Source organism: Emticicia fontis (assembly GCF_054779675.1).
The window spans coordinates 194,276-205,545 of record NZ_BAAGXU010000012.1 but is presented as its reverse complement, the minus strand read 5'-3'; the positions used below and the strand labels follow the sequence as shown (position 1 = coordinate 205,545).

Below are 11,270 nucleotides of genomic sequence, written 5' to 3'. Positions count from 1 at the left end.
TAGAAAAATACAAATTTTATCTGCTTGCTAGATGTAGCGTTTCTATTGAACCACCACAGTATAGTAGATTTGCCTTTCATCTTAAAATACCATCAAAAACATATGTTTTATGTATTTTCTTACAAAGAACTTGTCTAATGTTTTAGTTTACGATTTATTTGTAAAAAACTAAATTTAAATCAACACTTTGAAGAAAATTAGATTTTTATTATCTGACAATATATACATTCCAATTTCTCATATTTAAGATTGAAAATAAGGCACTTACAGTCAATTATTACTTATAAGAAATGTGAGATTTATTCTTAGCTAAAGTCAGTTGTCTGTAATATCAAATCTTAATTTTTACAATTATTTTTCTTACAAAGCAAATAGCTATTCCTATAATATTGAGACAAAACCAATTTAATGATTTTACTTCATACCTGATTAACAACGCTTTGAATGCATCTAGCCAAGCAAAAGCTCGCTCAATAACGAAACGATTCTGATATAGAATTTCATCAAAATATTCATGTCTGTCATTTATGGAACCATTTCTTGGATTAAAATCTATATTAGCCTCAATCTGATAAGCTTGGCAAATATTCCTGCATTCTTGACTATCAAATCGCAGCGGCGAACCGCCCTGCATCTGCATTTAGAAATAACCCTTCGGTTCGAATATCTGCCTTTTCTAACCAAGTCATTAAATAGTGAAAATGCGATTTAATATCAGATAAATCATGATGTTCGCCGCTAATGGGTTCAGAAATAGCAACCAAAACTCCTTGATTATCACACAAATACAAAAAATTTGTACTTTCATCTGCTTTTCTAAACTGGAACCCAACCTTTTCGCCTCCTCTATTAGCTCTGGTTTGTGAGCCATCTAGTTGAATACTTGATAAGTCTAAGAGATTCTTATATTGTTTCAATAGATTTATCCACATACTTTCCCAAGACCCATCTTTGCACCACTTGGAGAAATGATAGAAAACAGTTTTAGGACTATAACCTTCTTTAAAATATCGTTCAATTGGTAATTCTCTCCATTGGCAACCAGTTTTTAGACGATGGAATATCGCTGAAACTATACTGATTCGCTTTTCTTCTGTTAAGCTTTCTCCTCTTTTACTCTCACTCAAGTAAGGTAAAATGAACTTTTTAATCTTATCTTTGCTTAAGATGCTCATCGTAGGTTTTTATTTTGGTTCGCAAAACAAAATTACTCCTTATTTGAGCATCTTTTTATTTAAACAATAATGTTAGACAAGTTCATATAAAAAAAGAGAATAGATTTTCATACTTCATATTTATAATTTTTACTGTTTTAAGACAAATAAAGTATTGTCGAAATAACAACCTACATATAAGTTTGGAACGAAAAAAGGACGCGTACGCACAGGCGAACGTGAGGCTAAAGTGATAGATATGAATTAGAAAAATATGAGTAAAAAATTGAGTTTTCTTACACTATAAAAAAAGAGAAATTCTTAAAAGGACTTGCTTAGAGAGAATTGAAGTATACTTGGCATAATAACACGCGTATGACCCCCACAAAAAAGAATATAATCACTCATAACCCCCCACTACGCACAGGCGCGCTAGGCTGAAAATATAACTTATATTGAGTTTTCTTGCATATAAAAAAGAGAGAAATATAAAGAAACTTGTTTAGAAGAGGATTAGCTATATTCGGAGGTCATATACGCGCATATAACCTCCGTAAATTACTATATATATGATTTTCTACTATAATTCTGGTAAAGATTTACTACTTGCAATAACCCTAAAATATAGTTATATTAGGTATTAAATAATTTTCCATATGGATATACTTAAATGCCAACTTTGTATTAAAAATGATGCGAACCAGAAAAATTCTCTTATTATCACAAAATTCTTGATTAATGGGTTATTTGAGAATCTGCCATATAAAGGAACTTTTATTATTAAGCATGGTATAAAGCACGAATATGAACCTCAAGATACTATTAAAGAATATTATATTTTATGCAGCGAATTTTATCAATATCCAAAATATTTAATTGAATTAATAAATGCTATTTTGAAGCTAAATATTCAGCTATATTTGTTAATTATTTTTAAGTACAAAATTGTAACCTACAAGAAAACTCTATAAATATGTAAAAACATTTGTTATATATTTTAGAATTAAACTTATAAAAAATCTATTTACAATTACTTTCCTAATCTTCCTATAAGAAATAAATCATGAAATACTCTAATTTTTTCATCAAACATCTTAACTAATTCTAATTTTTACTTATTAGAATTCCGCAAAAGACTGCAAAGCTGCTCACACATTACTATCAATACATGTTATAATTATTTTACCTGTTAGATTATTCAATAAAAAATATTAGATAATTTTAACAAAATCTTTGTAATGTAAACTGCAAATAAATAACACTGATTAATGAAACTTAAGGAAGCTATTTTAAAAAGTTTAGAAGATATTGGAGGTTTAACTAATTTCAATGATGTAACAAATCATATAATTTCTAAAAAATATTATGACTTTAAAGACGCTAAAACACCCCCTTCAACAGTTTCTGCTTTACTTGGGGATTTTATAAGAATTGGAGATACAAGAATAAAGAGAATAAAAAAATCTGGGGGGTATTCTTACTATCTGGCAAAAAACGAACAAAATATAGAAATTGATATTCTTTCGGTAGAAACCGATGCAACATTAGCAAAAGAAGTTCAAATAGATAAAACGAAAACTTTTCATGAAAGAGATTTGCATAAACTCTTAAGTAGCTATTTAAAAAATACTGAGATATATTCAAAAACAATTTTCCATGAACAATCGAATGTAAAAGATAATAATCAAATTTGGACTCATCCTGATATGGTAGGTATTAAGTTTCTAAACTTAAAGAGTAAAACAAGTCAAATTTTTTTAAAGTCAATTAATCGTGTTGACACTTTTAAACTAAGCTCGTATGAAATAAAAAAAGAGATAAATACTGATAGTGAACTTAAAAAAGCATTCTTTCAAGCTGTTTCAAATTCTAGTTGGGCAAACTACGGATATTTAGTAGCATTTGAAATTAGCGATAGTTTAAATGAAGAAATGGCTCGACTAAATGAATCTTTTGGTATTGGGATAATTGAATTAAATGCCAATCCCTATCAAAGTAAAGTATTGTATACAGCTAAATATCATAATTTGGATTTTAAGACTATTGATAAATTATGTAAACTTAATAAGGAATTTGAAAGATTTATTGAACAAACTGAAAAACTACTAACAGCAGAAGAACGATACTATAACTCAACAGAAAAAGAGTTAAATGATTTTTGTGATAAATATTTTATAAATGATACAGAAATAGAAAAATACTGCAAAGACAAATATATCCCTATAGAACAACAGCGAGAGCAGGAATCTTTCTAATAAGAAGTAAATTAACAATATCTCACAATAAAAATACTTAAATACTTAAACACTAACTATTTACATTCAATAATAGATTCAATAATAGCCACAATCTATTTAAAAAACATAACTTAAAACGAATTAAGATAAAATTTTAAACTATGAACAAGCCATTAACATATATAAGTTTATTTAGCAGTGCGGGAGTTGGTTGTTTTGGGTTTAAACAAAATGGATTTGAGTGTATTGCAACAAACGAGATTTTAACTAAAAGGTTGAAAATTCAAGTCTATAACCAAAAATGCAAATATGAAACAGGTTATTTGGACGGGGATATTTCAGAAGAAGAAACTAAAAACAAATTATTTAGTGAAATTAAGAAATGGCAAACTGACCATAAAATTTCTGAGCCAGATGTAATTATTGCTACTCCACCATGTCAAGGAATGTCTGTTGCAAATCATAAAAAAAATGATGAAATAGGCAGAAATTCATTAGTAATTGAATCTATAAAAATTACTAAAGACGTTAATCCTAAATTTTTCATTTTTGAAAATGTAAGAGCATTCTTAAATACTACTTGTACTGATATTGATGGGAAAGAAAAACCAATTGAAGAAGCTATAAAGTTAAATCTAGGTGGAAATTATAATATATTATTTAAGGTTGTAAACTTTAAAGAATACGGGTCAAATTCAAGTAGAACAAGAACTTTAGTTTTAGGCGTTAGAAAAGACTTACAGAATATTAGCCCTTATGATATTTTTCCTGAAGTATGTAAACCTAAAACTTTAAGAACACTTTTTTCAAATTTACCTAAACTTCATGAAATGGGAGAAATATCAGAAAATGATATTTTTCATTCATTTAGAGAGTTTGACAAAAAAATGCTTCCTTGGATTGAGAACTTAAAAGAGGGAGAATCTGCATTTCAAAATACAGAGAAAGAGAGAATACCACATCAGATAAAAGACGGTGAAATAATTTTTAATGAAAGTAAAAATGGAGATAAGTATGCCCGTTGGTTTTGGGATAGAGAAGGTCCTTGTATCCATACAAGAAATGATATTTTAGCCAGCCAAAATACACTACATCCATCTGAAAATAGAGTTTTTAGTATTAGAGAATTAATGCTAATGATGAGTATTCCCGAAAATTTTAAGTGGACAAACTTGTCAATAGAAGAACTTAATTTGTTGAACAAAATTGAAAAGAAAGCTTTTCTAAAAAAGGAAGAGCTTAATATTAGACATTGTATTGGAGAAGCTGTCCCAACAGAAGTTTTTGGAAATATTGCTAAGAGAATCAAAAATGTTTTAAGTCAAAAATTTCTTTCCACAACAGAAATTAACAACATTATAAAAAAAGAGGAATTAGCTGAGACAAATAATTTAGTTTCTTTTATCAACTCTAATTACAATAATCTTGGACTTGAAAATATATCTCAACTAGCAGAATATGCCAATTCTAGCCGTCAAGAAAATTCGGCATTTTTTACAAGAAAAGACATCGCTTTTTCTGTAGTAAAAGATTTACCTGAATTAAAAGGGAAAAAGAAAATTAGAATTTTAGAACCTTCTGTAGGTATAGGGAATTTTATTCCATTACTTATCGAAAAGTATAGTGAAAAAGATGAGGTTATTTTTGACCTCGTAGATATTGACAATAATTCCTTTGTTATTTTCCAGAATATTCTAGACAAACTAAAATTGCCTAAAAAATTTAAATTTAACTTCATAAATGCAGATTTTCTTACCTATCAATTTCATACAAAATATGATATTGTTGTAGGAAATCCGCCTTATAAAAAACTAATTAATAATCAAGAATCTTTATCTCTATATAGATTCAATGCAAGGAATAATGAAACAAATAACCTATTTTCATTTTTCATTGAAAAAGCAATTTCTTTAGGTAATTATGTTTCTTTGATTGTTCCAAAAAGCTTAATCAATTCACCCGAATTTAATATTACTAGAGAAATTTTAACTCATCAAAACCTCTTAAAAATTTGTGATTATGGAGAAAAAGGGTTTAAAGGGGTAAAAATTGAAACGATTAGTTTTTTGCTTGAAACCTCTTATAAAAACTATTCTGAAACTATTCTAATTGAAAGTTATATTACAAATACTCAAGAACAAAAAGAAAAAGATTATCTGTTTTCAAAAAAATTCCCCTATTGGCTTATATATAGAAATGAAGAGTTTGACAGAATTGCCAAGAAATTAAAATTCGATATTTTCCTAAGTTTTAGAGACAGGCAGATAACTAAACAAATAACTAAAGACAGTGGTAAATATAGAGTTTTAAAATCTCGAAATATTGGTAATAATGAAGTGTTAGACTTAGAGAATTACAACTGCTATATTAATGATATGGAAAATTTAGCAGTAGCAAAATATTTAAATCGGGAAAATGTTGTAATGATTCCAAATCTAAGCTACTATCCAAGAGCTAGTTTTTTACCTAAAAATGCTATTGCTGATGGGTCTGTTGCATTATTAACACTTAAAAATGGTAGTAGATTACCTACAGAAAAAGACTTGGAATATTATGGCACAAAAGAGTTTGAAAAATTCTACAGAGTTGCAAGAAATTATGGTACACGCTCATTAAATATAGATAATAATTCTGTTTTTTTCTTTGGTATTTTTAAAGACCTAGATAATGAGAATATTGATTACAGAGGAAATGAAAACTCAGGCGGCAATAGAAGCTAAAAGAAGAGATTCTTTTATTCAGCATCATTTTGAAGTAAATCATTTAACTTATGACCAAAGGGATGAAATTGGTTTTCTAGGAGAATTTGCTTGTTGTAATGCTTTAGGTATCGACTGGAAAGCTAATATTAGAGAAAATTACTTTACTATTGATGACTATGATTTCATCGTAAAGGGAAATCGTATAGATGTAAAAACAGAAACTTTACCTTTAAATTTTGCTCAAAAAATCATATCTAGGCAAATTACTGATAATGAACTGTATGGTCGAAGACTTATTAATAAAGGTCAATTGTCACTGCTCACTAAATATGATTTAGTAATTTTTGGTTTATTTATTAGAGAAGACCTAAACTATTGGTATCCTCTAGGTTATTAGAAACATCGATTATTATTAACGATTATCCACCCACATATAAGAGACCAGATGGAGGGAATTATCCTTTCCCTGGCTCTCCAATACCAACTTCCAAATTAAAACCTATAGAGAACCTATTAAGATGATAGAAGAATTAAAGGCTTTTCTTGCGTCTTTCGACTTTGATGTAAGAAAATCGAGGGACGCACGATTTATGGATCAGAAAGTAACACCTGATGTATTATGTATTATGGCTGATTGCGTTTTGAACTATGTTGCAGATAGAGATTTAGAATTTACTAAAGATGATATTTGGAATGACCGATACTTTAATAAAAATGTAAAAGCTATTTTTAATAAACCTGATGCAGGTAATGAAACGACGCGGCAAGAATATGACAAATTTACTTCTCAACCTCTAAGAATGTTAGCGTATTCAAAAGTTCTAACTATGAGGAAAGAGGGAAATAAAAATCTTTATCGCATAAATAATAAAACACTACTTGAATTTATAGCAATAAAAGAACGAAATGCATACATTTTTCTTTATCACTACCTTGAAAAAGTATTATCTGATAGTGGTCAGCTAAAATATTTTGAAGAATTTAAGGATAAATGTCAAAATGGAATTATTACAGATGATGATTTTTCTGAATTAAAAGAACGCTTTCAAAAATTCTTGATTGGAAATACTGCAATTAACGGGATACTTGAAGTAAATAGGATTTTTCCTAAAATTTTGAATATATATGCTTGTGAAAACAACATTCAAGGCACAATTAAAGGAAAACTGTCAGACCACCAGTTTTATTATACTGATTTAATGTATAATCGCCCAAATTGGAGAGATACTAATAAAAACAAAAATATTTCAAGAAATGAATCTATTCAGGAACACGAAAAATTGATGATGGAACAAAACGAAGCATACTCTGACTATATGGTTCAAAAAGCTATGAGTATGATTCGTAAAATGTATAAGGAAAGCGAGATAAAAGACCAATGGGCAAATGGAGAAGCTACACAAATACATCATATTTTTTCTAAATCTGAATTTCCTCAATTGGCTCATTATCTTGAGAATCTAATTAAATTAACACCAACCCAACATAATACAAAAGCACATCCAAGTAATAAGACAACTGCAATTAATAAAGATTATCAATTGATTTGTTTGCTTGCAAAATCTGACAGTATTGAAATATCTTTAAAGAGAGGGGAATTTATTTACCGAAAAGAATCGTTTATATACGTAATAAATACAGGTCTAGCTCAAACTTTGGACTATGGGCTTAATTTCCAAACTATTAAAAGTGAATTAACAAGAATTTATAACATTACTTAAAGTTTAAAACTATGTATCAACAACATTTTGGCTCTGTGCAACAAATTAAATTTGATAATGAAAGTGAATATTATGAACTGATTGGGCTTCTTGCTAAAAATGACGGTTCTACAAGTTTAGCTTGGGAGCCTAATGATGAAAAAGGAACAGCTTGGGGCAAAGAAGGTAGAATACAGTTTCACCGATACCCTATAAATCTCAGTTGTTATTTAAAATATACAGCAGGAAATGGAGGAAATATTAGTAAAAGGGTTAATTGCAATGAGTTTATTCAAAATCTAATAAATAATCATGGTTTTGTAATGGGAGCTACACAAAATATAAGTTCAATTAGAAGCACTGTTCCTCCTCAATATCATGTAGATTTCGACAGAGGCTTACAGTTATAATATTATTTCCTTTAAGTTTCAATAAGAATAATATTTGTCAATTATATTCTTTTGGTAGTTATTTTTAATGATTACTTAGCATTTTTTTCTTCTTTTATAAAAATTGCTTCAATTTATATTGTGACTAATAAGACAATTTAAACCCAATGAATTTAGATACAATTTATAGTAAACTTAAATCTGCTATTATCGACGGTTTATTGTACGTAAAAAATCATGAGGAAGAATTCTTTCGATTTACCCTGACCAATTATCATGATGATTATTACACCATTAATTATCGTGATACTGGTTATCCATCATTTTATAAATCTTCGTATTCCAAAAGAAAATATTCTGGACTATTTTATAAAGATGATTGTAAAAATATGTCAAGTTGGAAAGAATTTCAAGAATATATTTTACTTAATGATGATTTCTGTAAATTTTTTGAAATAGGAAAATATTTTATTGGTAATCATGAAATAAGAAAAAAAAACTTAAATGATTTATATTCAAGCTCTCCAATTACTGAAATAATTGAACGATATATACATATATATTCAACAAAGGAGTTTGATGAAGAAAAATTTAAATTACTTTTTAATGAATGGGCAAATCATATTTTTTCAAAAGAATTAAAATTTGATATAATTGTTCCAATCTTAATGGTCACTTTTGACTTTGAGAAACTTGACATTCTGGAAAATTTAAGTATTGAAAGAATGAATGATATATTGCAAAGGTCAAGAAACATAAAGAAATCTGAAAATTCTTCTCCTCATGAAATGGTAATGAGTGCATCTACCCATGCTCTCGTCATTAAAGGTCAATTATTGCTAAATGATGCTGATAGTAGAGGGGAGCTATATAATATTAATTTTTATAATAGTACTATTAATACGTATATTGATAAGGTATTTGCTTTTTTAAGAATAAAATCGGGATTAGATACAGGGTATTGTCAAATAATTGCAAAACCTGATAACTGGGCTAGTTTTTGGGATGTAGACTTAATACCGTTAAAAATTGTATCTATAAAAGCTTATCCTGATTATTTTGAAAACTATTACTGGCGAAACCCACCAAAAAAAATAACTGAAAGTTTATTTATCAATGGTGATTTAAATAATTACTTGAACCCAATTCAAAGAAATGTAGAAGTTGCAATTAACAGGTTAAATAACTCTTTTCTTAGAAAACACATTGATGACTCTATTCTTGATATAACAATGGCTCTTGAAGCATTATTTATAGAGGGTTCAGAGAATTCAGAAGTAACTCATAAATTGGCAATAAGAGTAGCAGTTCTATGCAAATTATTCCCAATTAATTCTCTTACTTCATTCCAGATTTTCAAAATATGTAAGAAAATTTACTCATTTAGAAGTGCAATTATTCATAGTAAAGAAAAAAAAGATTTAGATAAAAATAGAATTATTAAAGCCGAAGCTTTTCCTGAAATTTCAAGCGTCGAAGCGGGAATAAAAATTCTTTCTCATTCCATTAATATACTTTTAAAAAATCCTGAATATTTGAAGCCTGAGAATATAGATAGTAAAATTTTTGAATAGTTATTTAATCCTAAAGATTTAGAAAGCTCTAGGATTTATAATTTACTATAAAAATGGCAATTATTTCTTCATAATATTTCTCAACTCATCTAAAGATAGGTATTGGCCATCAAACTTTGAATGTAACATTCTATGGCAATTGGCACACACCAGAGCAAGGTCATCTAATGAAGTTTCTCTTACGCCTACAGAAGAGCTAATAGGGGTAAGATGATGACATTCGATATAAACTTTGTTATAAGTCTGAGGAAATGAAAAGGTGCAAACTTCACAATGAAGACTATTATTTTCTATGGCTTGTCTTTTCTTCTTTCTTATTATTTCTGGATTTCTTTCTCTAACAAGATGAGATAATAGTTTTAATCCACCCTCATTTACTTTATAATCTATATCAAATGCTTTTAATTCGCTAACTACTGACGTTGTAATTTCAACAGATTTTCGCTCCTCCGAACGAAAATATCTGATAAAGTCTTGCCAAGTTTGAAGCTGTAACTCTTCGATATTTGTAACAGATTCAATGTTATTAATATTGCAAGCATTCCCATTAGATATACCACTAAAATTAATGTTTTTCCACACGGTTAAAGAAACATTAATAGCCGATTCTTTCTCTGCTACTGCAATTATTTTAACTTTCCTGCTATATCTAAATCTAGGATTTCTAGGGTTGTCTACTATTTCATTATCAACTGGTGTTACTAAATGAGTAAGTACAGAAATATTATCTATTTTTTGTCTAAGAACTATTAATTCGCCTATTTGAGGACTAAGGACATTTGATTTATGTTTCGCAGGGAACTCAAGATTGAAAGTGCCATCGGCAACAGGAACATCAAGATAAGCTTCACCAACCACATCGTTTGTAATATTCTTAATCCAAAGAATATCAGCCGGAGTATATATTTTATTAATTAGGCTAATTGGAATTTTACGAACTTTCAATGAACCTTGTTCATTTTTATAAATTTCCCAGAGACCGTGGTAAATAAAATTGTATTTAGTAACAACACCATGCCGGATTTTATATAGAACATCATAATTGGAGTGTGAATCTGTTCGCCTTGGAAACGAATTTTCTTCATAGTTTACACGTGAATCAATATTAACTGTTAAAGAATTGATATGAGCTTGTATTGTTCCATATTTAATCCCTTTCCATTTTTTTGTTATAAAATTTATAATTTCTCTATTTTTTACTTCACCACCTAGAGTTTCAATAGCTTCTTTTACCATTTGCCAAACAGGTATTCCATATTTATTCATAATTAGAACATGTAATTTATAGAGTTGAAATATAACTTTTTAAAACATAAATACATATTATTGCTTCACCAAACGCTTAACGAATAGACAAACAAAAAAGCGTAACTTATTGATTTTCAATAGATTACGCTTTTATTTTGTAGCGGGAACAGGACTCGAACCTGTGACCTTTGGGTTATGAGCCCAACGAGCTACCAACTGCTCCATCCCGCGATGTTGTTCCTAAATCGGACTGCAAAGGTACGACT

General features: G+C 28.6%; 8 protein-coding genes and 1 tRNA gene. 6 read left to right on the top strand and 3 right to left on the bottom strand.

Annotated features, from left to right (window positions below; translation table 11 throughout):
• Positions 1-605: 605 nt before the first annotated feature.
• Positions 606-1,175, bottom strand: a complete 570-nt coding sequence (locus tag ACYVFA_RS08130; protein WP_460471316.1) for a transposase — start codon at positions 1,173-1,175, stop codon at positions 606-608.
• 1,247 nt (positions 1,176-2,422) lie between these two features.
• Here ACYVFA_RS08130 and ACYVFA_RS08125 point away from each other — a divergent pair.
• The 6 genes from ACYVFA_RS08125 (at position 2,423) to ACYVFA_RS08100 (ending at position 9,756) form a co-directional block, all read left to right on the top strand.
• Positions 2,423-3,409, top strand: a complete 987-nt coding sequence (locus tag ACYVFA_RS08125) for a hypothetical protein (protein WP_460471315.1) — start codon at positions 2,423-2,425, stop codon at positions 3,407-3,409.
• A 143-nt stretch (positions 3,410-3,552) separates the two neighbouring features.
• Positions 3,553-6,111: a DNA cytosine methyltransferase gene (locus ACYVFA_RS08120; RefSeq protein WP_460471314.1), complete on the top strand. Its 2,559-nt coding sequence runs from the start codon at positions 3,553-3,555 to the stop codon at positions 6,109-6,111.
• On the top strand, positions 6,059-6,490 hold the full coding sequence (locus ACYVFA_RS08115; RefSeq protein WP_460471313.1) for a hypothetical protein: 432 nt from the start codon (positions 6,059-6,061) through the stop codon (positions 6,488-6,490). The genes ACYVFA_RS08120 and ACYVFA_RS08115 overlap by 53 nt, the downstream gene beginning before the upstream one ends.
• A 121-nt stretch (positions 6,491-6,611) precedes the next feature.
• A complete protein-coding gene (locus tag ACYVFA_RS08110; RefSeq protein ID WP_460471312.1) occupies positions 6,612-7,814 on the top strand; it encodes a hypothetical protein in 1,203 nt (400 codons plus the stop codon).
• Positions 7,815-7,825: 11 nt separating this feature from the next.
• Positions 7,826-8,203, top strand: coding sequence for a hypothetical protein (locus tag ACYVFA_RS08105; protein ID WP_460471311.1), 378 nt, complete (start codon positions 7,826-7,828; stop codon positions 8,201-8,203).
• 146 nt (positions 8,204-8,349) lie between these two features.
• Positions 8,350-9,756 carry a hypothetical protein gene (locus tag ACYVFA_RS08100; RefSeq protein WP_460471310.1) on the top strand — a complete coding sequence of 469 codons (1,407 nt, stop codon included), beginning with the start codon at positions 8,350-8,352 and terminating at the stop codon, positions 9,754-9,756.
• Between the two features lie 60 nt (positions 9,757-9,816).
• Here the strand turns inward: ACYVFA_RS08100 and ACYVFA_RS08095 are convergent, their stop codons facing one another.
• A complete protein-coding gene (locus tag ACYVFA_RS08095) occupies positions 9,817-11,022 on the bottom strand; it encodes an HNH endonuclease (protein WP_460471309.1) in 1,206 nt (401 codons plus the stop codon).
• A 140-nt stretch (positions 11,023-11,162) separates the two neighbouring features.
• A tRNA-Met gene (locus ACYVFA_RS08090) sits at positions 11,163-11,235 on the bottom strand.
• Positions 11,236-11,270 lie beyond the last annotated feature (35 nt).

Bases quoted from the DNA above. Each gene is read 5' to 3' on its own strand.
- ACYVFA_RS08115 (WP_460471313.1), top strand. From the start codon at position 6,059: ATGAGAATATTGATTACAGAGGAAATGAAAACTCAGGCGGCAATAGAA.
- ACYVFA_RS08100 (WP_460471310.1), top strand. From the start codon at position 8,350: ATGAATTTAGATACAATTTATAGTAAACTTAAATCTGCTATTATCGAC.
- ACYVFA_RS08105 (WP_460471311.1), top strand. From the start codon at position 7,826: ATGTATCAACAACATTTTGGCTCTGTGCAACAAATTAAATTTGATAAT.
- ACYVFA_RS08125 (WP_460471315.1), top strand. From the start codon at position 2,423: ATGAAACTTAAGGAAGCTATTTTAAAAAGTTTAGAAGATATTGGAGGT.
- ACYVFA_RS08130 (WP_460471316.1), bottom strand. From the start codon at position 1,175: ATGAGCATCTTAAGCAAAGATAAGATTAAAAAGTTCATTTTACCTTAC.
- ACYVFA_RS08095 (WP_460471309.1), bottom strand. From the start codon at position 11,022: ATGAATAAATATGGAATACCTGTTTGGCAAATGGTAAAAGAAGCTATT.
- ACYVFA_RS08120 (WP_460471314.1), top strand. From the start codon at position 3,553: ATGAACAAGCCATTAACATATATAAGTTTATTTAGCAGTGCGGGAGTT.
- ACYVFA_RS08110 (WP_460471312.1), top strand. From the start codon at position 6,612: ATGATAGAAGAATTAAAGGCTTTTCTTGCGTCTTTCGACTTTGATGTA.